Origin of the sequence: Enterococcus sp. DIV0008 (assembly GCF_050542615.1) — a bacterium.
Classification (GTDB): Bacteria; Bacillota; Bacilli; order Lactobacillales; family Enterococcaceae; genus Enterococcus_D; species Enterococcus_D innesii.
On the sequence record NZ_CP172937.1, the window covers coordinates 1858268 to 1881876 of the forward strand.

The 23609-nt window shown below is 42.8% G+C and carries 26 protein-coding genes; 2 read left to right on the top strand and 24 right to left on the bottom strand.

The window, feature by feature from the left end:
* Nucleotides 1-6: 6 nt before the first annotated feature.
* From yhbY to fabT, 17 genes are all read right to left on the bottom strand, one after another.
* Complete coding sequence (yhbY, locus tag IGI84_RS08890) at nucleotides 7-318, bottom strand: ribosome assembly RNA-binding protein YhbY (protein ID WP_005225905.1); 312 nt, start codon at nucleotides 316-318, stop codon at nucleotides 7-9.
* 15 nt (nucleotides 319-333) lie between these two features.
* Entirely contained in the window at nucleotides 334-1452 is a 1119-nt protein-coding gene (yqeH, locus tag IGI84_RS08895; protein ID WP_077454368.1) for a ribosome biogenesis GTPase YqeH, read from the bottom strand.
* A 1-nt stretch (nucleotide 1453) separates the two neighbouring features.
* Nucleotides 1454-1978, bottom strand: coding sequence for a YqeG family HAD IIIA-type phosphatase (locus IGI84_RS08900; protein ID WP_008378174.1), 525 nt, complete (start codon nucleotides 1976-1978; stop codon nucleotides 1454-1456).
* A 358-nt stretch (nucleotides 1979-2336) separates the two neighbouring features.
* A complete protein-coding gene (locus IGI84_RS08905) occupies nucleotides 2337-3062 on the bottom strand; it encodes an amino acid ABC transporter ATP-binding protein (RefSeq protein WP_005225901.1) in 726 nt (241 codons plus the stop codon).
* A gap of 16 nt (nucleotides 3063-3078) precedes the next feature.
* Nucleotides 3079-3768, bottom strand: coding sequence for an amino acid ABC transporter permease (locus tag IGI84_RS08910; protein ID WP_005225900.1), 690 nt, complete (start codon nucleotides 3766-3768; stop codon nucleotides 3079-3081).
* A 22-nt stretch (nucleotides 3769-3790) separates the two neighbouring features.
* A complete protein-coding gene (locus IGI84_RS08915) occupies nucleotides 3791-4636 on the bottom strand; it encodes a transporter substrate-binding domain-containing protein (protein ID WP_005225899.1) in 846 nt (281 codons plus the stop codon).
* Nucleotides 4637-4826: 190 nt separating this feature from the next.
* Nucleotides 4827-5612: an acetyl-CoA carboxylase carboxyl transferase subunit alpha gene (locus tag IGI84_RS08920; protein WP_220426586.1), complete on the bottom strand. Its 786-nt coding sequence runs from the start codon at nucleotides 5610-5612 to the stop codon at nucleotides 4827-4829.
* On the bottom strand, nucleotides 5605-6474 hold the full coding sequence (gene accD, locus IGI84_RS08925; protein ID WP_005225897.1) for an acetyl-CoA carboxylase, carboxyltransferase subunit beta: 870 nt from the start codon (nucleotides 6472-6474) through the stop codon (nucleotides 5605-5607). Before accD ends, IGI84_RS08920 begins: the two co-directional genes overlap by 8 nt.
* Before the next feature lie 12 nt (nucleotides 6475-6486).
* Nucleotides 6487-7851 (bottom strand): acetyl-CoA carboxylase biotin carboxylase subunit, encoded by a 1365-nt coding sequence (locus tag IGI84_RS08930; protein ID WP_005225896.1) that lies wholly within the window; start codon nucleotides 7849-7851, stop codon nucleotides 6487-6489.
* A 7-nt stretch (nucleotides 7852-7858) separates the two neighbouring features.
* The gene (gene fabZ / locus IGI84_RS08935) at nucleotides 7859-8287 is read right to left on the bottom strand and encodes a 3-hydroxyacyl-ACP dehydratase FabZ (protein WP_005225895.1); all 429 of its coding nucleotides are present in this window, start codon (nucleotides 8285-8287) and stop codon (nucleotides 7859-7861) included.
* Between the two features lie 4 nt (nucleotides 8288-8291).
* Entirely contained in the window at nucleotides 8292-8774 is a 483-nt protein-coding gene (accB, locus tag IGI84_RS08940) for an acetyl-CoA carboxylase biotin carboxyl carrier protein (RefSeq protein ID WP_077454374.1), read from the bottom strand.
* Entirely contained in the window at nucleotides 8775-10013 is a 1239-nt protein-coding gene (fabF, locus tag IGI84_RS08945; protein ID WP_142424987.1) for a beta-ketoacyl-ACP synthase II, read from the bottom strand.
* 12 nt (nucleotides 10014-10025) lie between these two features.
* Nucleotides 10026-10763 (bottom strand): 3-oxoacyl-[acyl-carrier-protein] reductase, encoded by a 738-nt coding sequence (fabG, locus tag IGI84_RS08950; protein ID WP_220426587.1) that lies wholly within the window; start codon nucleotides 10761-10763, stop codon nucleotides 10026-10028.
* A gap of 9 nt (nucleotides 10764-10772) precedes the next feature.
* Entirely contained in the window at nucleotides 10773-11696 is a 924-nt protein-coding gene (gene fabD, locus IGI84_RS08955) for an ACP S-malonyltransferase (RefSeq protein ID WP_220426588.1), read from the bottom strand.
* A gap of 123 nt (nucleotides 11697-11819) precedes the next feature.
* Nucleotides 11820-12044, bottom strand: a complete 225-nt coding sequence (locus IGI84_RS08960) for an acyl carrier protein (protein WP_005225890.1) — start codon at nucleotides 12042-12044, stop codon at nucleotides 11820-11822.
* Between the two features lie 52 nt (nucleotides 12045-12096).
* Nucleotides 12097-13059, bottom strand: coding sequence for a beta-ketoacyl-ACP synthase III (locus IGI84_RS08965; protein ID WP_220426589.1), 963 nt, complete (start codon nucleotides 13057-13059; stop codon nucleotides 12097-12099).
* 9 nt (nucleotides 13060-13068) lie between these two features.
* Nucleotides 13069-13509: a fatty acid biosynthesis transcriptional regulator FabT gene (gene fabT, locus IGI84_RS08970; RefSeq protein ID WP_008378199.1), complete on the bottom strand. Its 441-nt coding sequence runs from the start codon at nucleotides 13507-13509 to the stop codon at nucleotides 13069-13071.
* A 320-nt stretch (nucleotides 13510-13829) separates the two neighbouring features.
* Here fabT and IGI84_RS08975 point away from each other — a divergent pair, with 320 nt between their 5' ends.
* Nucleotides 13830-14771, top strand: coding sequence for a GIY-YIG nuclease family protein (locus tag IGI84_RS08975; protein WP_220426590.1), 942 nt, complete (start codon nucleotides 13830-13832; stop codon nucleotides 14769-14771).
* Between the two features lie 68 nt (nucleotides 14772-14839).
* Here the strand turns inward: IGI84_RS08975 and IGI84_RS08980 are convergent, their stop codons facing one another.
* The 7 genes from IGI84_RS08980 to IGI84_RS09010 form a co-directional block, all read right to left on the bottom strand.
* The gene (locus IGI84_RS08980; protein ID WP_005225886.1) at nucleotides 14840-15070 is read right to left on the bottom strand and encodes a YkuJ family protein; all 231 of its coding nucleotides are present in this window, start codon (nucleotides 15068-15070) and stop codon (nucleotides 14840-14842) included.
* A gap of 83 nt (nucleotides 15071-15153) precedes the next feature.
* Entirely contained in the window at nucleotides 15154-16029 is an 876-nt protein-coding gene (locus IGI84_RS08985; RefSeq protein WP_144771738.1) for an NAD(P)-dependent oxidoreductase, read from the bottom strand.
* Between the two features lie 74 nt (nucleotides 16030-16103).
* A complete protein-coding gene (locus IGI84_RS08990; protein WP_077454379.1) occupies nucleotides 16104-17336 on the bottom strand; it encodes a glycosyltransferase family 4 protein in 1233 nt (410 codons plus the stop codon).
* A gap of 31 nt (nucleotides 17337-17367) precedes the next feature.
* Complete coding sequence (locus IGI84_RS08995) at nucleotides 17368-18378, bottom strand: glycosyltransferase (RefSeq protein WP_077454380.1); 1011 nt, start codon at nucleotides 18376-18378, stop codon at nucleotides 17368-17370.
* 264 nt (nucleotides 18379-18642) lie between these two features.
* Entirely contained in the window at nucleotides 18643-20370 is a 1728-nt protein-coding gene (gene ptsP / locus IGI84_RS09000; protein WP_140964866.1) for a phosphoenolpyruvate--protein phosphotransferase, read from the bottom strand.
* A complete protein-coding gene (locus tag IGI84_RS09005) occupies nucleotides 20370-20636 on the bottom strand; it encodes a phosphocarrier protein HPr (protein ID WP_003126335.1) in 267 nt (88 codons plus the stop codon). The genes ptsP and IGI84_RS09005 overlap by 1 nt, the downstream gene beginning before the upstream one ends.
* 160 nt (nucleotides 20637-20796) lie before the next feature.
* Entirely contained in the window at nucleotides 20797-20988 is a 192-nt protein-coding gene (locus tag IGI84_RS09010; RefSeq protein ID WP_077454381.1) for a hypothetical protein, read from the bottom strand.
* A 270-nt stretch (nucleotides 20989-21258) separates the two neighbouring features.
* Here IGI84_RS09010 and IGI84_RS09015 point away from each other — a divergent pair, with 270 nt between their 5' ends.
* Nucleotides 21259-23517 (top strand): ATP-dependent Clp protease ATP-binding subunit, encoded by a 2259-nt coding sequence (locus IGI84_RS09015; RefSeq protein ID WP_220426615.1) that lies wholly within the window; start codon nucleotides 21259-21261, stop codon nucleotides 23515-23517.
* Nucleotides 23518-23609: the final 92 nt, after the last annotated feature.

Sequence of the window (23609 nt, forward strand, 5' to 3'; positions counted from 1 at the left end):
TCCCTCCTAAATTGAACGAACTTTGCTTGAAATCGTTTGGTATTTTTCTTTGCTTGACGGTTTGAATAAAACGATCACTCGTCCGATGATCTGTACCACTTCACAGCCGACTTTCTCACGGATCGTTTCAGCTGCTTCGTCAGCAACCTCATCGGTATTTTGGAGCAATGAGACTTTGATCAATTCTCGTTTTTCTAGTGCTTCTTCAATTTGCGCCATCATTGCGTCATTCAAACCGCCTTTGCCGATTTGAAAAATCGGGTTTAAATGGTGCGCTTCACTTCGTAAAAATCTTTTTTGTTTTCCTCGTAAGTCCATAATCTTCCTTCTTCCTTATACTAATGCTTTACGTCTAAGCACATCGACACCTTTTGGCGCCCACCCGGCGATGACACACGGTTTGGTGATCGTGATCCAGCCAAGTCCCGCAAAAACGATGTCGGTTTTTTCTTTGATTGAAAATTCAAAACGGACGAGTTCAGGAAAATCCGCCACTTCATCTGCTCGCGGCGGCTGCAGCAGCCCACCAACATGTTTCTCATAAAACTCATCGGCTTTCGTTAATTTGGTCCGATGGATCGCCACATCATTTGCTACATAAGCAATAAATGAACTGCGTTCTCCTTGAATGAAATCAAACCGGGCAAGTCCTCCTAAGAACAAGGTTTGTTCTGGATTCAACTGATACACCTTTGGTTTGATCTCTTTGGCTGGTGCCACGATTTTTAGATCTTTTTTACCTAAATAATGCGCCATTTGATGACGATGAATGATTCCTGGTGTGTCGATCAAGAAGTGTCCGTCATCCAAGGGAATCTCGATTTTATCCAATGTGGTTCCTGGGAAACGCGAAGTCGTGATCAGTTCGTTGATCCCCGCTGTTTGTTTGATGATTTGATTGATCAATGTTGATTTCCCAACATTTGTCACACCAACCACATACACATCGCGTCCTTCACGATACGTTTCGATCGCTTGCAGTAAAGCTTCCGTTTCACCTGGTTTCTTGGCGCTAGTCAATAATACATCGACGGGTCTTAAGCCAGCTTCATGGGCACGTTCCTTCATCCATTGGGTCATCTTCGATTTTTTCAAAGATTTCGGTAAAATATCCACCTTGTTGCCCACTAATAAGACAGGATTATTCCCAACAAAGCGGTGCAGTCCTGGGATCAATGAACCATTAAAATCAAAAATATCGACGACATTAACGATCAAGGCATCTTTTTCTCCGATTTCATTCAGTAAACGCAGAAAATCATCGTCTGTCAGCGAAACATCTTGAATCTCATTGTAATGGCGCAAGCGGAAACAACGTTGACAATAGACTTCTCCTGATTCAATTCCTTTTTCTAATGCAGATTGCGGGGTGTACCCCAATTCGTTAGGGTTTGTTGTTTGAATCAATGCCCCGCAGCCGATACAGTGAATTTCTTCGATTCCTTCTGTCATATTAAATTCCTCCACGCCATTTTAACTCTGGGTTATGTTTCAATAGATAGTTCATGATTTTTCTTTCTGCCGCTCGATTAAACTGGGTTTTCCAAGAATCCGTTGGGATCACTGGTTTCACTAAAATACTGCGAACACCGGCACGATTGGCACCTCGTACATCCGTCATGATTTGATCGCCGATCATGACGACCTCTTCTTTTTTCAAACCTAATTGCTGATACCCTTGTTTGATGCCTCTTGAAAAAGGTTTTAGTGCGCGGTGTACGTACTTTAAGCCAAAGGGGGCAACTGCCCGTGCCACTCGTTCACTATTGTTGTTAGAAACCACTATCACCGGTATGCCAGCGTTTTTCATTTCCAATAACCAGTTTTTTAATTCTTCGGTTCCATCAGGATTGTTCCAAGCAATCAAGGTATTGTCAAGGTCAGTCAAAATCCCCTTGATTCCCTGTGCCTTAAGTTGGCTGGGCGTAATTTTATAAATCGCATCGACCATCCAAGTCGGTTTATAATTTGAAAACATAAAATCTCCTTTGCTGCATGATTTCTTCGCATATTAAAAATCGGCGACTCGTCAACGATCCACATAGTCGCTCCTTAAAAGATACAGTCCTATCTCACCAAACATAAACAGAACGTTTCTAAAAGGATCAGACCTCTTCAACCTGTAATTATACAATAGAATCTTTTTGAATACTAGCAAGTGCGCCAGTTTATGCAGGTTTCTTGTAAAAGAGCTGAAAAAGGAACCTGCCAAGACAACCGTTTGTTCTATCACTTCTTTAAAGTAGTCTTTTTTTCATCAAAAAAGCATCCTTTTACTGAAAGGATGCTTAGGAAAGGTCCAAATTTATCACTAACAACTGCGAACTTCTCGCAGTTTACAATACTTTACTCAAAAAATCAATGGTTCGTGGATTTTTCGGATGATCAAAGATCTGTTCTGGCGTTCCTTCCTCCATAATGATTCCCTGATCCATAAATAAAATCCGATCCGCGACTTCTTTCGCAAAGCCCATTTCATGAGTGACGATGACCATCGTCATTCCTTGCTGAGCCAAACGCTGCATAACGGACAATACTTCGCCAACCATTTCAGGGTCTAACGCAGAAGTCGGTTCATCAAAGAGCATCACATCCGGTTCCATCGCCAAAGCTCGTGCGATGGCGATCCGCTGCATTTGTCCACCAGAAAGACTTTGAGGATAAGCTTTTGCTTTATCTGGTAAACCGACATCATTCAGAAGTTGTTTTGCCAACTGATCCGCTGCCGATTTTGCTACCTTTTTGACTTTCGTCGGGGACAAGGTAATGTTTTCTAAAACCGTCATATTCGGAAAAAGATTAAAATTTTGAAAAACCATACCCATTTTTTCCCGCATCTTATATAAATCATTTTTTGGATCGGTAATATCGGTTCCTTCAAAAAATATCTTCCCGCTTGTCGGTACTTCTAATAGGTTTAAACAGCGTAAAAACGTACTTTTTCCTGACCCAGATGGCCCAATCACCACCACGACTTCTCCTTGATCGATCGTCGTGGTGATCCCTTTTAGCACTTGATTGCTGCCAAAGGTTTTGTGTAAATCTTGAATATCTAACATCATAGCTTGTCTTCTCCTTTTAACGACGATAGCCTTTGCCTAGTTTCTTTTCCCATAAACTCAATAGTCGCGAAGTCGTAAACGTCAAGATGAAGTAAATGACCGCCGCTACATAAAAAGGCGTTAACGGTTGGAAAGAACTGGTGACAACGATCTGGGCACTGTTCATTAACTCATAGATACCGATCGTTGAAAGCAAAGAGGAATCCTTGATCAAAACGATAAATTCATTGCCTAGTGGCGGCAAAATGTTGCGTAGTGCTTGTGGCAACACGACATAACGCATCGTTTGAAAAGGCCGCAGCCCTAAAGATCCTGCCGCTTCTGTTTGTCCGTAATCAACGGCATTGATCCCCCCTCGGACGATTTCAGCAACGTATGCCCCGGAATTTAGTGATAAGGCAATGATCCCTGGGAAGAGCCGCCCAAAATCAAGACTCAGCACGCCGATTGAGACCGTCGGCAAAGCAAACATTCCTTGCAAAAGACCAAAAGCGATCAAAATTTGCACCAGCATCGGTGTGCCGCGGATGACTTCAATATACGCATTAGCAAACCAGCGCAAAGGCGTCACTTTTGATAATTTCATTAGGGCAAAAATCACCCCTAGAATCGTTCCAAAGATCACGGTGATGATAGAGATCACGATGGTGATCACCACACCAGAAAGAAAATAAGGGTAATATATCGCTAAAAAGGATAAATCCATAATTGTGTCTACTCCGTTCTATCTATTGCGCCGCATTTTCATTGGCTAGATCTGTGTTCTTTTGTACATACTCATCGATTGTACCATCTTCAATCAATTCTTTCAAAATACTGTTTAGTTCTTCTTGTAGTTCGGTGCTCCCTTTAGGTAAAGCAATTGCATAAGAATCACCTTCAGATGCTTCTAATGCTACATCAGTGATCACGAGGTCATCATTTTGTGCAACATACGATTCAGCAACCGCACTTTCAAGGACCAAACCGTCGATCGAGCCTTGTTTCAATTCATTGACTAGATTCGGAACTTTGGCGATGGAAACCAATTGCGAATCAGCTAATTGATCTTGAACGATCATTTCTTGGATCGAGCCTTTTTGAGCGCCTACTTTTTTTCCAGACAAGCTTTCGATTGAATCAAATGCCGATTCATTGTTTTTATTAACAACTAATTTTTGTTCTGGTGTAAAATAGTTATCGGTGAAATCAAAAGTCTGTTTACGTTCGTCAGTTGCTGAGATGCCTGAAACAGCGATATCGGCTTTCCCTTGTTGCAAAGCAGTCAAAACAGCATTGAAATCAAGATCCAAAATATTCACTTCGACACCAAGACGATCAGCGATCTCATTGACCATATCGATATCTGCGCCCACGATCGTATCTTTGCCATCGATCAAGGCATGAAATTCAAACGGGGCAAAGTCAGCAGAAGTTGCCACATTTAACACACCAGCTGCTTTGATGGCTTCCAATTGATTATCCGCCGAACCGCTGGCACTAGAACTTCCAGTACTCGATGAGCCGCCATTCCCACAAGCTCCTAAAACCAAAATCCCCGTCAATACAACAAGTGCTCCAAATAATTTTTTCATTAAAAACGCTCCTCTTCAAAACAAATATTTATGCAATATAATCTTCTTATATTCAGAATATATACATAGTAGCACAGAATAATTAAATTTTAAACTAAAAACTTTGTCATTTGCCCGATTTATTCAATAACACTTTCAATAAAAAAATACTAGGATACCCTCCCTTTAATCAGAGTGGATATCCTAGTTGTTAAAATCGACGAAAACGCTGATACCTTGCCTCAAGTAATTCTTCTGTTTGCAAGGTAGAAAGTTCAGCAAGTTTCGTTGAGATTGCCGCTTTCATCTGTTCCATCAATTGCTCTTTCGGTAAAAAGGCCTCTTCATTGGTTTCAGCAATCACTTTTTCAATAACGCCTAATTCATATAGTTCTTGGGCAGTGATCTTCATCAAGCCAGCAGCTTCTTTGGCACGGCTGCCATCTTTCCATAGGATCGAAGCAAAGCCTTCGGGAGATAAAATCGCATAGATCGAATGTTCCATCATCCACACTTCATCGCCTAATGCCAGTGCTAAGGCACCGCCACTGCCGCCTTCACCAATAATGATTGCCAGAATTGGCACCGTTAAATCGGACATTTCCATCAAGTTACGGGCAATTGCTTCCCCTTCCCCGCGCTCTTCCGCACCAATACCGCAAAATGCCCCTGCTGTATTGATCAATGTGACCACAGGTCGCTGAAATTTTTCGGCTTGCTTCATTAAGCGTAACGCTTTGCGATAGCCTTCCGGATGTGGCGAGCCAAAGTTTCTGCGTAAGTTTTCAGGCAGATTACGGCCTTTTTGAATACCGATCACGGTCACTGGCTTGCCATCTAAACAAGCGATCCCACCAACGACAGCTTCATCTTCGCCAAACAGACGGTCTCCATGAAACTCTTCAAACTCAGAAAAAATGCCTTCAAAGTAATCCAGTGCCGTCAAACGGTCTTTGCTGCGAGCGAGTTCAACGATTTCGTGGGCTGTTCTAGTCATTGCGATCCCATCCTTTCCGCGTATGCAAAGAAATCAAATGGTGGATTTTCTCCCGTAAGTTCGTCCGTGGAACGATTTGATCGACAAAGCCATGATCTAGCAAGAACTCTGCTTTTTGAAAATCTTCAGGTAATTCCTGACGAATGGTTTGTTCAATCACTCGTCGTCCAGCAAAACCAATCAAGGCTTGCGGTTCTGCTAGAATGATATCCCCTTCCATCGCAAAACTAGCGGTAACGCCACCGGTGGTCGGGTCCGTTAAAACCGTTAGATAAAACAAGCCAGCTTTACTGTGGCGTTTTACCGCCGCAGAGATTTTTGCCATTTGCATCAGTGACAAAATTCCTTCTTGCATCCGTGCACCACCTGAAGCGGTAAAAAGAACAACTGGTAGCTGTTTTTCGATCGCACGTTCAAACAAACGGGTAATCTTCTCCCCCACGACCGTTCCCATACTGCCCATGATGAAATTCGCATCCATGATCCCGATCGCTAACGGCAATCCTTGAACTTTGGCTTCTCCTGTGAGGACAGCCTCATGCAACCCAGTTTTTTCTTGCATTTGTGCGACTTTATCCAGGTACCCTGGGAAATCAAGGGGATCTTTTGTGGTTACATCTGTGTCCCATTCTTCAAAGCTTTTCTCATCAATCGTGATAGCGATCCGTTCCCAGGCACTGATTCGGAAATTATACCCGCAGTGAGGACAGACTTTTTCCGCCCCCATCTCCTTCGTATAAAGCGTTCGTTTGCAACTAGGACATTTCGCCCAAAGATTATCTGGGACGACTGGTTCGTTCGTTGGCAGCTGACCTCGATTAGGATTGATGCGAATGTAGTTTTTTTTCTTAAATAAAGCCACTCAACTTCCCTCCTATTGTTCAGGTGTCCAATTCGGCAAAAATTCCTCTTGTAAAAAGGCGGTAGTATAGTCTCCCGCAATCACTTTCGGGTGACTGATCAAGTCCATTTGGAATTCTGCATTCGTAATGACACCATCGGTCACTAATTCAGCTAACGCCCGCTGCATTTTCATCAATGCTTCAAAACGATTCTCACCGTGAACAATCACTTTAGCGATCATCGAATCATAATAAGGTGGGATCGTGTAGCCGGAATACATGGCACTGTCTACACGAACGCCTAGACCGCCACTTGGTAAAAACAAATTGTTGATCTTACCAGGAGAGGGTGCAAAATTGAAGGCTGGATTTTCTGCATTGATCCGACATTCGATCGCCGCGCCCGTCATCTTGATGTCTGCTTGCGTCAAGCCTAGCGGTTCACCACTAGCGACTTCAAGTTGTTTTTTGACTAGATCAATGTTTGTCACCATTTCGGTGATGGGGTGTTCCACTTGGATTCGAGTGTTCATTTCCATGAAATAAAACTCCCCAGTGTCCGCCATTAAAAACTCGATCGTGCCAGCATTACGATACCCTACCGCTTGTGCGGCACGTACCGCTGCTTCTCCTAGTTCTGCTCGCTTGCTTTCAGAAATCACCACAGAAGGAGATTCCTCCAACACTTTTTGGTTGTTGCGTTGTAGCGAGCAATCGCGTTCACCAAGGTGGATAATATTACCAAAAGAATCACCTAACACTTGCACTTCTATGTGTCGAGCAGGATAAATGATTTTTTCAATGTACATTTCATCGTTGCCAAATGCCGCTTTCGCCTCTTGCTGTGCGGAAGCAAAATGATGCGGCAATGCTTCTTTATCTGCGACTTTCCGTATCCCTTTACCGCCACCGCCGGCTGCTGCTTTGAGCATGACCGGGTAACCAATCTCTTCAGCGATCGTTAAAGCTTCTTCCACATCAGAAATCGCGCCTTTGCTTCCGGGAATGACCGGTACTTCTGCTTCGATCATCAAGCGTCTTGCATTGATCTTGTTTCCCATTGCATCGATAGTCTCACTCTTTGGCCCAATAAAGACGATATTGCATTCCTCGCACATCGCAGCAAAGCGGCTATTCTCTGAAAGAAAGCCAAATCCGGGATGGATCGCCTCAGCCTTTGTGACGATCGCAGCGCTTAGGATCTGCTGTACATTCAAATAAGAGTCGGCTGCTTTGGCAGGTCCGATACAAATCGCTTCATCGGCAAGCTCTGTATGCAACGCTTCTTTATCTGCTTCTGAATAAACGGCGACCGTTTGAATACCTAATTCACGACAAGCGCGAATGATACGTACGGCGATTTCGCCACGGTTTGCGATCAATACTTTAGAAAACATGTCTCACCTATCCAATCATGAAAGTCAATTCTGCTTCCGCCACTTTTTTTCCATCAACATAGGCAATTCCTTTGCCGATGCCGGCTGCAGATTTCACTTTGATTATTTCTACTTCTAAGATCAAGGTATCGCCTGGTGTTACTTTTTTTCTGAATTTCGCTTTGTCTAAACCGCCAAAGTAGGCAGTTTTCCCACGAAAATCTTCCAATGATAGCAATGCCACAGCACCTGCTTGCGCCATTGCTTCCACGATCAATACTCCGGGCATCACTGGTTCATGGGGAAAATGACCTTGGAAAAATGGCTCATTGATAGTAACGTTTTTCTTCGCAACGACCCGTTTGCCTTCTTCTAACTCCTCTACCCGATCCACTAAAAGCATCGGATAACGATGAGGGATGATTTCTTTGATCTCTTGAATCGTTAATGCGCTCATTGCTTTACCCTTCTTTCACACGGAATAATGGTTGATTGTATTCAACGATTTGTTCGCTTTCAACCAAGACTTCAACTAATTCGCCATCGACGTCGCTGACGATTTCATTCATGACTTTCATCGCTTCCACGATACAAAGAATATCGCCTTTTTTCACGTGATCGCCGATTTGTTTGAAGTTGTCTTTATCAGGACTTGGTTTCAAATAAACGACACCCACTAATGGAGAGACAACTTCTTTGCCCTCTAAGGCAGGTTTTGCCGTTTCTACTGTGTCAGGTGTTGCTGAGACAGCAGGCGTTGGTGCAACAGGAGTTGGCGCAGCATTCGCTGCAGGAGCAGGCGCAGGTGCAGAGGATGCATTTTGTAGCCCACTTGTCGTATTTTTATTAAAATAAAGTTCAAAGGTCTCTTTTTTTAATTGAAGCTCAGTTAACGTCGATTGATCGAATTGGCTGAGCAGCTCTTTTACCTCATGTGTTTCCAATTACGCTTCCTCCCAACGTTTCAGCAAGATCACTGCATTATGACCGCCAAACCCAAGTGAATTACTCATGGCATAGGTCAAATCTGCTGGTTGGCTTTGATTGATAACAACGTTCAAGTCGATCTCAGGATCTTGTTCTGTCACGTTGATGGTTGGTGGAATAAATTGATGTTGTAATGCTAATAGTGAAGCAATGGCTTCGATTCCACCAGCCGCCCCAAGCAAATGACCAGTCATTGACTTTGTACTGCTGACATATGGTTTTTTATAGTCTTCCCCTAATCCGTATTGGATCGATGTCGCTTCTGCACTGTCATTGGCAGGTGTGCTTGTACCGTGGGCATTGATGTAGCCAACTTCAGCTGGGGTGATCGCCGCTTCTTGCATCGCCAATTTCATTGCTTTTCCAGCACCTGATCCATCAGGGTTTGGTGCAGTCATATGGTAGGCATCACAGTTCGCACCGTACCCCACGACTTCACCTAAAATCGTTGCCCCACGTTTTTGCGCATGCGCCAATGATTCTAAAATGAAGACGCCAGCGCCTTCACCCATGACAAACCCACTACGGTTTTTATCAAACGGAACGGAAGCTTTGTCAGGGTCTGATTCAGTGGTTAACGCCGTCAGCGAAGCAAAACCAGCAATACCGATTTCACAGATCGTCGCTTCTGAACCACCAGCGATCATGACATCTGCATAGCCATGCTTGATGTTCCGAAAAGCTTCACCGATTGAATGGGTACCAGAAGCACAGGCGGAAACAGTCGTCGTACAAATGCCTTTCGCACCTACCCGTAACGCAATGTTGCCGGCAACCATATTTACGATCGACATCGGTACGAACATTGGTGATACCCGATTTGCTCCTTTGTCATGCATCCGAATCACTTGGTCTTGAATCGTTGGCAAGCCGCCGATCCCTGAACCAACCATCACGCCAAAACGATCCACATCAATGGTTTCTGTATCTAACTTCGCCATGTCCATCGCTTCTAAGGCCGCATAAATTCCATAAATGGAAAAAAGATCCATCCGCTTCGTATCTTTTTTAACGAAGTACTTTTCTAATGGAAAATCTTTGACTTCAGCAGCAACTGAGATCCCTGTTGCTTCTGCGTCAAATTTTGTAATCGGGCCAATGCCGTTGGTCCCGTTTTGTAAACTTGCTAAAAATGTTTCTGGGTCATTTCCGATTGGAGAAGTGACGCCGTATCCTGTAACTACTACTCGATTCATCTATTCTTCCTCCTACCCTTGCATTGCCATCCCGCCGTCTACACTGATCACCTGACCAGTGATGTAGGGGCTTTTTGCTAAAAAGACTGCTGTTTGCGCAACATCCTGTGTGGAACCAAAACGCTGTAATGGAATATTTGCCAATGATTGTTCTTTGACTTTATCCGACAGCACTTCAGTCATCTCTGTTTCGATAAATCCTGGGGCGATCGCATTGCAGGTGATTCCCCGAGCGGCACCTTCACGAGCGGCAGATTTCGTAAAACCGATCACGCCAGCTTTACTTGCCGCATAGTTGGCTTGCCCGATATTTCCCGTCAAGCCGACCACACTCGTCAAATTGATGATGCGGCCTTCTCGCAGCTTCATCATTTTTTTCAACGCGTGTTGCGTCATATTAAAGGTACCAGTCAAATTGATTTTGATCACTGAATCAAAATCTTCCGGTTTCATTCTCAACAATAATTTGTCACTCGTGATCCCGGCATTATTGACTAAAATGTGGATCGGTCCGATTGCCGCTTCTGCTTCCGAGAGCATGGCTGCCGCTTGATCAAAATCAGAAATGTCCCCATTGATCGCTACACATTTCACGCCGTAGCTGGTGATGCGATCGATCAGTGACTGGGGAATTTCTTTTCGTCCATTTAAAACGATATTCGCTCCTTCTTTGGCAAAGGTTTCCGCGATGGTAAAACCGATCCCTCGCGAGCTACCAGTTACAAAGACGTTTTTATTTTGCAGATCCATAAATTCCTCCTAGTTGAATCGGGCTAGTGTATCTGCCAACGTTTGGCTATCTTCTACACGCGCAGTCTGGATTTCTTTGTCTATTTTCTTCATAAAACCGCTCAATACTTTTCCTGGTCCGATCTCGATGACTTGTTGGATGCCAAGCTGCTTAAGTGTCGCAATGCTTTCGTAAAAACGCACTGGCGATTTCACTTGCAGCGTCAACAGTTCCTTGATTTGGTCTTGCTGCATTGGCTGCGCGGTCGTATTGCTGATGACAGGTACTTGCAACTCGTCAAAGGTGATTTGAGCTAATTCCTGTGCTAATTGCTGCGATGCGGGTTCCAACAAAGCAGTATGGAAAGGACCACTGACATTTAAAGGAATCACCCGTTTGGTTCCAGCAGCTTGTAACAATTCCACCGCTTTATCCACTGCCGGCGCTTCACCGCCAATGACGATCTGCTGCGGCGTATTATAATTCGCTGGTGTCACGATCCCGACTTGACTTGCTTCTTTACAGATTTCTTCAATTGTTTCAGCGGGTGTGTTCATCACAGCGACCATTTTCCCAACACCTGCTGGCGCCGCACTTGCCATATATCGACCGCGCTTTTGCACCAATGCGACTGCGGTCTGGAAATCAAGCGCACCACTAGCGACTAAGGCTGTATATTCACCTAAACTCAAGCCAGCAACAGCATCTGCTTTGATTTCTTGCGCATCCAAAAGTCGCCAAAAAGCCGTGCTTACTGTTAAAATGGCAGGCTGTGTATATTCCGTCTGGTTTAAACGTTCGTTTTCAGTAAAGCATAACTCGGCCATATCATATCCTAGAATCGTGCTGGCCTGTTCAAACGTCTCACGAACGATCGCTTCTTGGTGATAGAGCTCTTCCCCCATTTTTGGGTACTGTGCACCTTGACCGCTAAATAAAAAGGCTGTCTTCATTTTGCACTCCTTCATTACTTTGATGGTTATCGTTGGAGAACATGGCTTCTTGCAGTTCGTCTATGAATCAGCAAAAACACGTTCTTAAAAAGGAAAGGCTAGGCTGTCTGCCTAGCCTTTGTTTTATGCTTGTTGTTTTTCTACATATTTAACTAGATCTTCAACGGTTGTGATACCATCTTCTGTTTCGATCTTCACATCGAATTCATCTTCGATCTCGTTAATGATTTGGAAAAGATCCAAGCTATCTGCTTCTAAATCTTCTTGGATGTTCGTGTTCAATTTGATTTCTTCTTTTTCTTTTCCTAATTCTTCTGCTACGATTTCTTGAATTTTTTCGAATACCATGTGTATATTCCTCCAATGTGTTTTTCAATAGTAATTTTGTTTCGTGAACAAGTTATAAGGTGGCTAACATAGTTCCCCATGTCAATCCGCCGCCAAAACCTGAGAACACCACTTTTTGACCACTGCCAAGGGACAGTGTACCTCGTTTGATTTCTTCATCTAGCAATAACGGAATCGAGGCTGCCGAAGTATTGCCATAATCTTGCATATTTTGCAAAAATTTCTCACGGGGCTGCTTCAGCTTGCGAGCAACTTTGTCTAAAATACGAGAATTTGCTTGGTGAAGCAAAAAATAATCGATTGCTTCATCTTGTGTCAGATCATTGATCGAGGCGACCACATCACGCGTCGCAAAATCAAAGATTTCTCGTCCAATCATTTGCATACAAGCACTATACGCCGGAGCGTTTTGTGAAAAAGGATTCTCATTCGTGCGAAAACCAGATGTCAAGGACATGCCTCGCGTCCCATCTGCTTTTAAAGACTCTTTGAGTAAATGCTGCTCTGAAGATGCTTCCAGCAATAGTCCACCGGCACCATCTCCGAATAAAACAGCCGTCGAACGGTCGTTCCAATCCAAGACTTTTGAAAGTACTTCTCCACCGATGACCAATCCTTTTTTAGCGCCTGTTCGAATCAGTTTTTCAGCCATAGACAATGCATAAACGAAACCAGCACATGCTGCACTGATATCAAATGCAAAGGCATTGACTGCCCCAATCGCTCCTTGGACTTGGCAAGCAACCGCCGGTGTATTGAAATCCGGTGTGATCGTCGCTACCAAGATAAAATCTAGACTTTCTGCTGAAAGCTGAGTATCTTGCAAGAGCGTTTGAGCGACGCGAATACAAAGGTCAGAAGTGTTTTCGCCAACAGCGACTCTTCTACGTTTGATTCCCGTACGAGAATGAATCCATTCATCTGAAGTATCCATCAAATTTGATAGATCATCATTTGTTACGATTTTTTCTGGAACATAACTTGCAGTCGCGGTAATTTTCCCAAACATATTCATCCATTATTCTCACTTATAATCTTGTAAAAAGTCATGCAGATTTTTCAGTGCTTTCAACAGTGCCTGTTCCTCTTCAGGAGACATCTGACTCAAGACACCTTTCACCATCTCACGATGAAAATGCTGATGAACACGATAAAGGAGTTTTCCTTTTTTCGTCAAACCTAGTTTGACGACTCGCCGATCATCTTCACTGCGAATCCGTTCTACATATTCTTTTTTCACCAAACGATTGATCGCGATGGTCAAAGTCCCAACAGTGATCGAAAGCTCTTTGGCAACTTCAGTCGTGGTCTTTTTTTTGTACATCCCGATGGCTTCGATGGTATGCATTTCGGTAATTGAAAGGTCTTTGAATTGAGATTTTTTCAATTCAGATTCTTCAATCACTAAGATGTCATTAAAGACGCTGACTAAGTAGTCATTAACTGTTTCTAAATTGGGTTCCATAACCTTCACCATCCGAATACTTTGATAATCAAATCATTTGATAGTCAAACTATATCGGAAGTTATTGAGAAATGCAAGAATTTTTTCGAACTTTTTTGATTTTTAAGCACATTTTTATTTAAGAATTGATTTTCTAAGATTCTAAAAGCTGCGAGTTGACAAAATAATCCGTTTCCGTTATATAGAAATTTCCTTTGAATGTCAAAGTTTATCATTGCGTTGCCTCCACTCTATTTATAATTTTTTCTTGTCGATGGCCAGCAAACGTTGCTCTCTTACGCTTCATCTGCTACTCTTTGGAGGAAGGAGAGGAACGATCGATGAATCCGAACAAAGAGTTTCTAAAAAACAAAGCAAATGCACTGCCTGAAAAGCCTGGTGTTTATCTAATGAAAGATCAGCACAACGAAGTCTTGTATGTAGGAAAAGCCAAATCATTGAAACAGCGTGTCGTTTCCTACTTCCGAAAAAACCAGCAGCATGCCAATAAGGTGCTTCGCCTTGTTTATAATGTTGTTGATTTTGAAACGATCGAAACAGATACAGAATTGGATGCACTTTTACTTGAATGTCGTTTGATCCAAGCTTTTCATCCTATCTACAACAGACAAATGAACCATTCAGCCAACTACTGCTTTGTTGACTTGACGAATCATACCTTCACGATCACTCAAACACCACAAATTGGCAGTTATGGCCCCTTTCGGCAAACAAAAAAATTGCCGATGTTGTTTCAATTATTGTCAGAAACCTTTCAATTGCCGACTGTCAACGAACTGACGCTATTAACCTTACGTAAGCAACTCCCTCAAATGGAGGCGTATCCCTTGGAAGAGAAGTGGCGAGAGATCGGCTGTTTTTTTGCAGGAAAGAAGACCGACTGTTTTTCACTCCTTAAAAAACGCTTAGCATACCTGATTGATCACTTATTGTTTGAGCAAGCTAGTGTACTGCAGCGCGAGATCCATTTAGCGCAAAGCTTTTACCAAGAAATCGTGAGGGTCAATCAGTTTATTCAAGAACCAGAAGTGATTTTTTCTATCCCCCTTGACTTAGAGGAGCCAGGATCACAGACGACTCAAATCAAATACTATCAAGTCAGCTTTGGCAAGTTGATCCAAACAAACATTCTTTCTCCCGAAGAAACATTCCAGCCACTTCCGCCAGCAAGCGCTGCGCTTCCTTTAGCCCCGAAAGATCTCGATCCATTAGGGATCATCCTCAATCACCTGTATCGCCAAGAAAAAGCAGCAGATAAATAAAAAACAGCAAGCCCCAGTAGGCTTGCTGTATAGAAATGAGAAAGCGACGACGAACGTCCCACTCATTCTTATTGGATCAAATCATAGATTTCCATGGCTACAATATCAACATTATCAAATTGATAAGATTGACTTGATTCTGCTTCCGTTAATTCAAACGTTTCTGTCGAATTGTCATAAGTAACGGTACATTTTTCGACGCCTTCTTTTTCAAAACGACGTACTTGAACTTCATTGTCTTGCGCTTCGACCATCGCTTCTAAACGTTTGATGATAGCGACTAATTGCGAACTTTTCATTCGTAAGCCTCCTTTTTCTGTCCGTTATATTGTATCAAAACATCCTCTATCTTGCATTGATTTTTCGTATTTTTTTTGTCATTTTAAGATTTTTTTCCATCTTGCCACCAAAGTTTAATCAGCGCCTGCGTTCCGTCATTTTCAAAGCCTTTTTCAGCCAACTGATCATACAATTTTTTAGCTAAAGTGGTGCTCGGCAAATCCAATCCCATCTTCTTGGCCTCATCCAAAGCGATTCCCAAATCTTTGATGAAATGTTTGACAAAAAAGCCTGGTGAATAATCCTCTTTTAGGATACGAGGACTGTAATTCGTCATGGACCAATTGGCTGCACCACCGCCAGAAAGCGTGTCAATCACTCGTGGCAAATCAAGACCCGCTTGGTTCGCATAGACCAGCATTTCTGTCATCCCCGTCATGGTTCCGGCAATCATGATCTGATTGGCCATTTTCGTATGCTGACCCTTCCCTGCCCCTCCTTGAAGTTGAAACGTCTTTCCTAATACTTCAAAAAGTGGTTTTACTTGTTGGTAAGCTTCTTCATCGCCACCAACCATAATCGTTAGCGTGGCGTTTCTCGCACCAAGATCACCACCAGAAACTGGCGCATCAATACTCGCTGCTCCTTTTTCCTTCGCTGTCTGGTAGATTCGTTCTGCCAAATCAGGGGTGCTGGTGGTAAAATCCACCAATGTTTTGCCTGTCACAGTCGTTTGAAAAATCCCTTGAGGCCCATAGTAAACCTCTTCAACGTCAGATGGATAACCAACCATTGTAAAGATGATTTCACTTTCTGATGCAACTTCTGTTGGGGTGTCACACCAAATTGCTCCATTCGCAACGAGTTCATCTGTTTTTGCTTTCGTCCGATTGTAAACATTCACTGTATGTCCTGCAGCTAAGAGATGACCAACCATCGCTTGACCCATGACACCAGTACCGATAAATCCTAATTTCATGCAGATCCCTCCAAAATAAAAAAGTTCATGTCTTTAGTATACGCTAAAAACATGAACTTGCGAAAATTTTCTGTTTAATCGACCGTTCGGCGAAATGCTTTCAATTTAACTTTGAATTTTTCTAACGTCTGCTCGGTTTCTTTTTCGATGCGTTCTGTTTCATAATAAGCAACCATGTCATGGTAGAAAGATAGCATCGACTCACCAAAACGTAGTGCCGAAATCTCATACATCTTCCTAGCAAGAACTTCGGGATCAGCAGGAATCTTTCGTTCATAATAATCAATAAATGCTTTTGCGAAATCCCGATCACTCTCATAGGTGACACCTAAAGACGGATCGTCAATCAAAGTATTTAAGTAGTCATTGCCTTCAACGACTAACGGTGTTCCAGCAGCCATTGCTTCCGTGTAAGTCAAACCTTGTGTTTCTGAGGTGGAGGCACTGACGAAGTAATCTGCCGCATGGTAATAGATCGCTACCTTATCATTCGCCACTTCACCGACAAATTGAACATGGTCAGATAAAGCCATATCCACCACTTTTTCTTCTAATTTTTCTTTATGCGGACCTTTCCCAACGATCACTAATTGCGCATCAGGAATCTTCGTTAAAATTTCTGGCATGCCGTCGATGATTGCTTGGATATTCTTTTCATAAGAAATACGACTGAGGGAAAGCAGCATGGGCTGATTCTCAGTGATGCCCAATTTCTCCCGCAATTCTTTTTTCATGTCAGTTGTAATGTCCGGTCGACGAAACTTCTCAACTTCGATCCCTGTGGGGATGATCCGCATCGGTGAAACCACGCCATACCCTCTCAGTGTATCGATGACTCGTTCACTAGGACAAACAACACCTGTCGAGTGGTTGGCAAAGAGCCGTGAAAGATATTTCACGTGAGATGGCCGCAAGACCTTTCCGTTGGCGATGTAGTGCAAGTAGTCTTCATACATCGTATGGTAGGTATGGATCACAGGAATCTGCAATTTGCGCCCCACCATTTTCCCCAACATCCCAGAGCCAAACTCGGTATGGGTATGGATCAATTCCAACTCTAATTCTTTGGCGATCAAATAGGCATACAACATGCCGCGCACTACGATTCGCCGGTCTTTGAAGGACACAAACGGGACACTTGGCATGCGAATGATATCTTCTTCATCCAGATCAGCATTTGGATCGGTCGTAGTAAAGATATAGACTTTATGGCCTTTTTTCTCAAGCTCTTCTTTCAATGTCTTGATCGATGTCGCCACACCACTTACCTGGGGGAAGTAGGTGTCTGTAAAAAATCCGATTTTCAAAACGGTCCCTCCAAACTTTCCATTAGTTTCTTCATTCCGTATTCATCACTTTTGTATAAACTTCTTTTAGTTCATATCCGATTTCATCAATACTTTTTTGCTTGGCCGTTTCATAGCCGGCTTCACTCAACTGTGGCAATGTGCCTTCCACGATTCCTTTGATTTTCTCAATAAATCCTTGATTGTTTTTTTCCATGTAAGCATTGTGCCCATTGCTTAGCCAACCTTTATAAACAGGAATATCCCGAACAAGCACATTTTGGTGGCTGGCTAACGCCTCAAGGACCACGATTCCTTCTGTTTCTTCATAGGATGGAAAGAAGAACAGATCAGCCGCTGAATATGCCCCTTCGATGATGTCTCCTTTGATATAGCCGGGAAATAGCACGTTTTCTGGATGGTCTTCATTGACAAGGTCGCGGATCTGCTTAGGAATCGTCATCATTGGTGTATGACCAAACCAGATAAACGTATACTCAGGCAATTGTCTGGCTATCTCTACAAAATCAAGAATGCCTTTTCGTTCAAAAAACAAACCGACCGATATAATCACTTTTTGATCTGGTAAGAGATTGAAATACTCGCGAAAGGCTTTTTCTTTCTCTTGATCCGGCTGATATTTGTCAAGATCGATGCCGTTTGAGATTGCCTCGATCGGTACTTGGATACCATACCCTTCCAAAAGTTCTTTCGAATAAGGAGTCGGGGTGATCAACTGATCGGCTCTAGAATAAAGATTGATCAAATATTTTTTATATAATGGCGAAAGCTGGTTCGAGCCGATAAATGAATTCCGAAAATCCTCTTCTGTAGAATGGGCATGGTAAATCACTTTTTTCCCTTGTCTTTTGGCTTTGTTGACCATATGCATACTATTGATTCCATACGTGTTGATGTGAAGAATGTCATAATCCTCATCATTTTTATCAAGAGTAAAAGGAATCCCGACAGATGTCAGCGCTCGTTGCTGATGAGCCAATGCGCGACCGATACCTGATTTAGCTAATAATTTTTCTCCTTCAAAATAAAGAAGTACTTTCAAAGATGATTCCTCCTTGGAAATGCTTATATCTGATATTAGTATACCATAGGCGATCGCAGAGATACTCCTACCATGGTCCTAGATTTTGTTCCCCATTTAACCATGATACGGGAAAAACTCAGGGAATCATAGCTTAATTCCAAGATATGACAAAACTGTTCGTTTTCTGAAAAAAGTAGTAAGTTGTTGCAAGTCTAATCAAACAAAATGTCTTCTTAAAACAAAAAAGGCAACAAGCAAAAATTGCTTGTTGCCTAGAAATGATTAGTTTACATACTGTTCGATTAACTCTACAACTTCTTCCATTGTATCGCAATCTTCTAAAGCACGTTTTGCTAATTCTTGCATGTCAGTCGTTGACAAGCGTTTCATTAAGCTACGTGTTTTCAGAACAGATGTTGCACTCATTGAGAACTCATCTAAGCCCATACCTACAAGAAGTGGCACAGCAGTTTGATCGCCGGCCATTTCTCCACACATACCAGCCCATTTTCCTTCAGCATGCGCTGAGTCGATCACGTTTTTGATTAAACGTAAAATTGATGGGTTGTATGGTTGGTACAAGTAAGACACGCGCTCATTCATGCGGTCTGCAGCCATTGTGTATTGGATCAAGTCATTGGTACCAATACTGAAGAAGTCAACTTCCTTGGCGAACTTGTCTGCTAAGACAGCTGCTGCTGGAATTTCGATCATGATTCCGACTTGAATCTCGTTAGAAATCTCAACGCCTTCGTCAATCAATTTTTGACGCTCTTCTTCATACATTTTCTTCGCTGTACGGAACTCTTTCAATGTTGCCACCATTGGGAACATGATACGCAAGTTGCCGTGAGCAGAAGCACGTAACAACGCACGAAGTTGGGTACGGAACATGTCGTCCCCAAGTTCAGATAAGCTGATACGCAATGCACGATAGCCTAAGAAAGGATTCATTTCGTGAGGCAATTTTAGGTAAGGAAGTTCTTTATCGCCACCGATATCCATTGTACGGACAACCACTGGTTTGCCAGCCATTCCTTCTAAAACTGCTTTGTATGCTTTGTATTGGTCTTCTTCTGTTGGGAAATCAGGAGAATCCATGTACAAGAATTCAGTCCGGTATAAACCGACTGCTTCTGCACCATTGTTGTGGACACCTTCTAAATCTTTTGGCGTTCCAATGTTTGCAGCCAATTCAAAGTGCTTGCCATCAGCCGTAACTGTTTCAGCATCTTTCAATTTTTCCCATTCTGCTTTTTGTTCTGCGTAGGCTTTCCCAGCTTCAACAAATTCAGCTGCTTGGTCATCTGTCGGGTTGACGATAACGTCACCGATAATGCCGTTAACAGCTAAGATGTCGCCCGCTTTCACTTTTGCAGTGATCTCCATCGTTCCAACGATTGCTGGGATTTCAAGAGAACGTGCCATGATTGCGGAATGAGAAGTACGTCCACCGATATCTGTTACAAAAGCTTTTACAAAGTTGCGGTCTAATTGTGCAGTATCACTTGGTGTCAAGTCATGCGCAACAACGACTACTTCTTCGTTGATCATTGAAGGATTAGGCAAAGTCACATTCAACAAATGCGCCAAGATACGTTTCGCAACATCTTTGATGTCAGCTGCCCGTTCTTGCATGTAAGCATTGTCATCCATTGCTTCAAACATACCAATATACATGTCAGTAACTTCTTTCAACGCAGCTTCTGCATTGACTTTGTTATCTGTCACGTTTTGTTTGATTTGACCGATCATCTCAGGATCTGAAAGAACCATTAAATGAGCATCAAATACTTGTGCTTCTGCTTCACCTAAAGTTTGTGCTGCTTTGTCACGGATTTGTTGTAATTCCGCTGTTGACTTCGCTAGCGCATCATCTAAGCGTGCTTCCTCTGCTGCAGTATCTTCAACTGATACTTTTGAAAAAGATAAATCAGGTTGTACTAACAGGTAGGCTTTCGCAACGGCTACACCATCACTAGCAGCAATTCCTTTTAGCATCTCAACCATTATTCAGACAAACCTTCTTTTTTCATTGTTTCTACGATTGCAGCGATTGCATCTGCTTCGTCAGCACCTTCAGCAGTGATAGTAACATCAGAACCTTGGCCAACACCTAATGACATTACGCCCATGATTGATTTAAGGTTTACTGATTTACCTTTGTACTCTAAGTTGATATCAGAGTTAAATTTGCTTGCTGTTTGAACCAATAATGTAGCTGGACGTGCGTGAATCCCTGTCTCAGCAACTACGTGAAAATCTTTCTTTTCCATATTGATCAATCTCCTTTATGATACGTTTTTTTGTGTGAAGGCAAAATTTCCATGCATGCAATGACACCCGAAAAAAATCGCCCTTTCAACTGTTAAGATTACCATTTTTTTCATCGATAGACAACCGTTTTCTCTTAAATAAACGATTGAAATAAATGTCCTATTTATTTTCTTGTACATAACGGTAGATGATCTTCCCGTTTAACCCCGCTTCTCCGACAAAAGAAGACCGATCTTCCAGCTGGAGCCAGACATCTCTAAATGCCAGAAATTCCGGCTGTTGAACAATCAATTCTTTGATCTCTCCATTGCGTAAACGCACTACTTCTACAGCAAAATCTCTGTTCTCCATCGTCCATTCTCACCTCTTTCTTTCTATTATAATTGAATTGATTTCTATTTAAAAGACGCTTTTGTAGATGAAAGAGCAGCGAGAACTTTTCAGAGTAAAATTCTTGCAGTCTGACAAAAAGTTAGTATAATAGAATTATGGTCAGTAAAGGTCAATAATACATTACCTCGAAGGTGACCGTTTCTTTGCCCACAGCCCCTTTTCTTTTACAAGCGATCAAAAGCGCCGTAAAATAGGGTTGTTGGAACAAATATGAAAGGTCGTGAATCTATGCTTTGTCAAAATTGCGGCAAAAATGAAGCTTCAATTCATTTATATGCCAATGTCAATGGTCAAAGAAAACAACTCGATTATTGTCAAAGTTGTTACCAAAAATTAAAAGCTCAATCTGGGAATGCTGCAGCTACAATGGCGCAAGATCCTTTTGGATTTGGCAATCTTGATGATCTATTCCGTCAAATGTCTCGTCAAATGCAGCAAGGAAATACCCCTTATGAACAAACTCCACCGACACAAACCGGCGGTAACGGTTTTGTCGGCGGTCAGCCTCCACGCAATAACCAAGCACCTGCAGGTCTGTTAGGAGAATACGGCATCAATATTACCCAAATGGCTCGTGATGGCGAAGTCGATCCAGTCGTTGGTCGTGATTCAGAGATCAAACGAGTGATCGAGATCCTTAATCGCCGAACCAAAAATAACCCTGTTCTTATTGGTGAACCCGGAGTTGGGAAAACTGCCGTCGTTGAAGGGTTAGCCCAAAAAATCGTTGATGGCGATGTGCCACAAAAACTGATGGACAAAGAAGTCATTCGCCTAGACGTTGCCTCTCTTGTGCAAGGTACAGGTATTCGTGGCCAATTTGAAGAACGCATCCAAAAATTGATTGAAGAAATCAAGCAAGCAGAAAACGTGATTTTGTTTATTGATGAAGTCCATGAAATCGTTGGCGCTGGTGCAGCTGGCGACGGAAATATGGATGCTGGAAACATCTTAAAACCAGCGCTTGCCCGTGGAGAACTACAAATGGTCGGAGCAACGACGTTAAATGAATACCGCATTATCGAAAAAGATGCTGCTTTAGAACGCCGTTTGCAACCAGTGCGTGTGGATGAACCTTCTGTTGAAGAAACCATTCGTATTTTAAAAGGCCTGCAACCACGCTATGAAGATTATCATCATGTGAAATACACGGATGAAGCGATCGCAGCTGCCGCTACCCTTTCTAACCGTTACATCCAAGACCGATTCTTGCCTGATAAAGCGATCGATCTGCTAGATGAAACAGGTTCGAAGAAAAACTTGACGATCCAAATCGTTGATCCAAAAACGATCGAAAAGAAATTGCAAGAAGCAGAAGAACAAAAGCAAGCAGCCTCTCGAGAAGAAGATTTTGAAAAAGCTGCTTACTATCGCGATCAAATCAACAAACTGCAAAAAATGAAAGAACGTCAAATCAGCGAAGAAGAAACGCCAGTCATTACTGAAAAAGACATGGAACAAATCGTTGAAGAACGGACGAATATTCCAGTTGGCGAATTGAAAGAAAAAGAACAAACCCAATTAAAAAATCTCGCGGATGACTTGAAAGCAAAAGTTATCGGACAAGATGAAGCGATCGACAAAGTAGCCAAAGCGATCCGCAGAAATCGGGTCGGTTTAGGCAAACAAAATCGTCCAATCGGCTCTTTCCTTTTCGTCGGTCCAACCGGTGTCGGGAAAACGGAATTAGCCAAACAATTAGCTTATGAAATGTTTGGCTCCGAAGAAGCAATGATTCGTTTCGACATGTCAGAATACATGGAAAAACACAGTGTATCAAAATTGATCGGCTCTCCTCCTGGCTATGTTGGCTATGAAGAAGCAGGTCAATTGACTGAAAAAGTTCGTCGGAATCCTTACAGCTTGATTCTATTGGATGAAGTGGAAAAAGCCCATCCTGATGTATTGCATATGTTCTTGCAAATTCTCGATGATGGTCGTTTGACGGATGCCCAAGGACGTACGGTCAGCTTTAAAGATACCCTGATCATCATGACAAGTAATGCCGGAACCGGCAAAGTTGAAGCCAACGTTGGCTTTGGTGCCGCACGTGAAGGCATCACTCGTTCCGTGTTAAATCAATTGAACAATTACTTTACGCCAGAATTTCTCAACCGCTTTGACGGGATCATCGAATTCAAGGCACTAAGCAAGGAAAACTTGTTATCGATCGTGTCCCTTATGCTGCATGATGTCAATCAAACCCTTAGTCATCAAAAACTGCATATCGATGTTCCGCAAGACGTGCAAGAAAAATTGGTGGATCTTGGTTACAGTGCAACGATGGGTGCTCGCCCGCTGCGTAGAACGATCCAAGATCAAATCGAAGATGGGATTGCAGAATTCTATTTGGAGCATCCGCAAGTGCGTCAGTTAAAAGCCCAATTGGAAGATTCAGATAAGATCATTGTAACTTCCGCTGAATCCCCTGCACCTTCTTCAGAAGCCGACACGACTGAAGAAGAATCTTCGGAAACTAACGATTAACAAGCTTTAAAAACGTGTCTTGAACCGTTTCCTTTGCCAGACAACCATGTTTTGCCAAAAAATTGGGTAATTCCGAGTTGTCTGGCTTTTCT

Bases quoted from the DNA above. Each gene is read 5' to 3' on its own strand.
- IGI84_RS09010 (WP_077454381.1), bottom strand. From the start codon at position 20,988: ATGGAGAACAGAGATTTTGCTGTAGAAGTAGTGCGTTTACGCAATGGA.
- IGI84_RS08905 (WP_005225901.1), bottom strand. From the start codon at position 3,062: ATGATGTTAGATATTCAAGATTTACACAAAACCTTTGGCAGCAATCAA.
- yqeH (WP_077454368.1), bottom strand. From the start codon at position 1,452: ATGACAGAAGGAATCGAAGAAATTCACTGTATCGGCTGCGGGGCATTG.
- yhbY (WP_005225905.1), bottom strand. From the start codon at position 318: ATGGACTTACGAGGAAAACAAAAAAGATTTTTACGAAGTGAAGCGCAC.
- IGI84_RS08980 (WP_005225886.1), bottom strand. From the start codon at position 15,070: ATGAAAAGTTCGCAATTAGTCGCTATCATCAAACGTTTAGAAGCGATG.
- IGI84_RS08930 (WP_005225896.1), bottom strand. From the start codon at position 7,851: ATGTTTTCTAAAGTATTGATCGCAAACCGTGGCGAAATCGCCGTACGT.
- fabZ (WP_005225895.1), bottom strand. From the start codon at position 8,287: ATGAGCGCATTAACGATTCAAGAGATCAAAGAAATCATCCCTCATCGT.
- IGI84_RS08915 (WP_005225899.1), bottom strand. From the start codon at position 4,636: ATGAAAAAATTATTTGGAGCACTTGTTGTATTGACGGGGATTTTGGTT.
- IGI84_RS08920 (WP_220426586.1), bottom strand. From the start codon at position 5,612: ATGACTAGAACAGCCCACGAAATCGTTGAACTCGCTCGCAGCAAAGAC.
- IGI84_RS08975 (WP_220426590.1), top strand. From the start codon at position 13,830: ATGAATCCGAACAAAGAGTTTCTAAAAAACAAAGCAAATGCACTGCCT.
- IGI84_RS08965 (WP_220426589.1), bottom strand. From the start codon at position 13,059: ATGAATATGTTTGGGAAAATTACCGCGACTGCAAGTTATGTTCCAGAA.
- IGI84_RS09015 (WP_220426615.1), top strand. From the start codon at position 21,259: ATGCTTTGTCAAAATTGCGGCAAAAATGAAGCTTCAATTCATTTATAT.
- ptsP (WP_140964866.1), bottom strand. From the start codon at position 20,370: ATGGTTGAGATGCTAAAAGGAATTGCTGCTAGTGATGGTGTAGCCGTT.
- IGI84_RS09005 (WP_003126335.1), bottom strand. From the start codon at position 20,636: ATGGAAAAGAAAGATTTTCACGTAGTTGCTGAGACAGGGATTCACGCA.
- IGI84_RS08960 (WP_005225890.1), bottom strand. From the start codon at position 12,044: ATGGTATTCGAAAAAATTCAAGAAATCGTAGCAGAAGAATTAGGAAAA.
- fabD (WP_220426588.1), bottom strand. From the start codon at position 11,696: ATGAAGACAGCCTTTTTATTTAGCGGTCAAGGTGCACAGTACCCAAAA.
- IGI84_RS08910 (WP_005225900.1), bottom strand. From the start codon at position 3,768: ATGGATTTATCCTTTTTAGCGATATATTACCCTTATTTTCTTTCTGGT.
- fabG (WP_220426587.1), bottom strand. From the start codon at position 10,763: ATGGATCTGCAAAATAAAAACGTCTTTGTAACTGGTAGCTCGCGAGGG.
- IGI84_RS08985 (WP_144771738.1), bottom strand. From the start codon at position 16,029: ATGAAATTAGGATTTATCGGTACTGGTGTCATGGGTCAAGCGATGGTT.
- IGI84_RS08900 (WP_008378174.1), bottom strand. From the start codon at position 1,978: ATGTTTTCAAATTATAAACCGACTTGGATGGTCGATGCGATTTATAAA.
- fabT (WP_008378199.1), bottom strand. From the start codon at position 13,509: ATGGAACCCAATTTAGAAACAGTTAATGACTACTTAGTCAGCGTCTTT.
- fabF (WP_142424987.1), bottom strand. From the start codon at position 10,013: ATGAATCGAGTAGTAGTTACAGGATACGGCGTCACTTCTCCAATCGGA.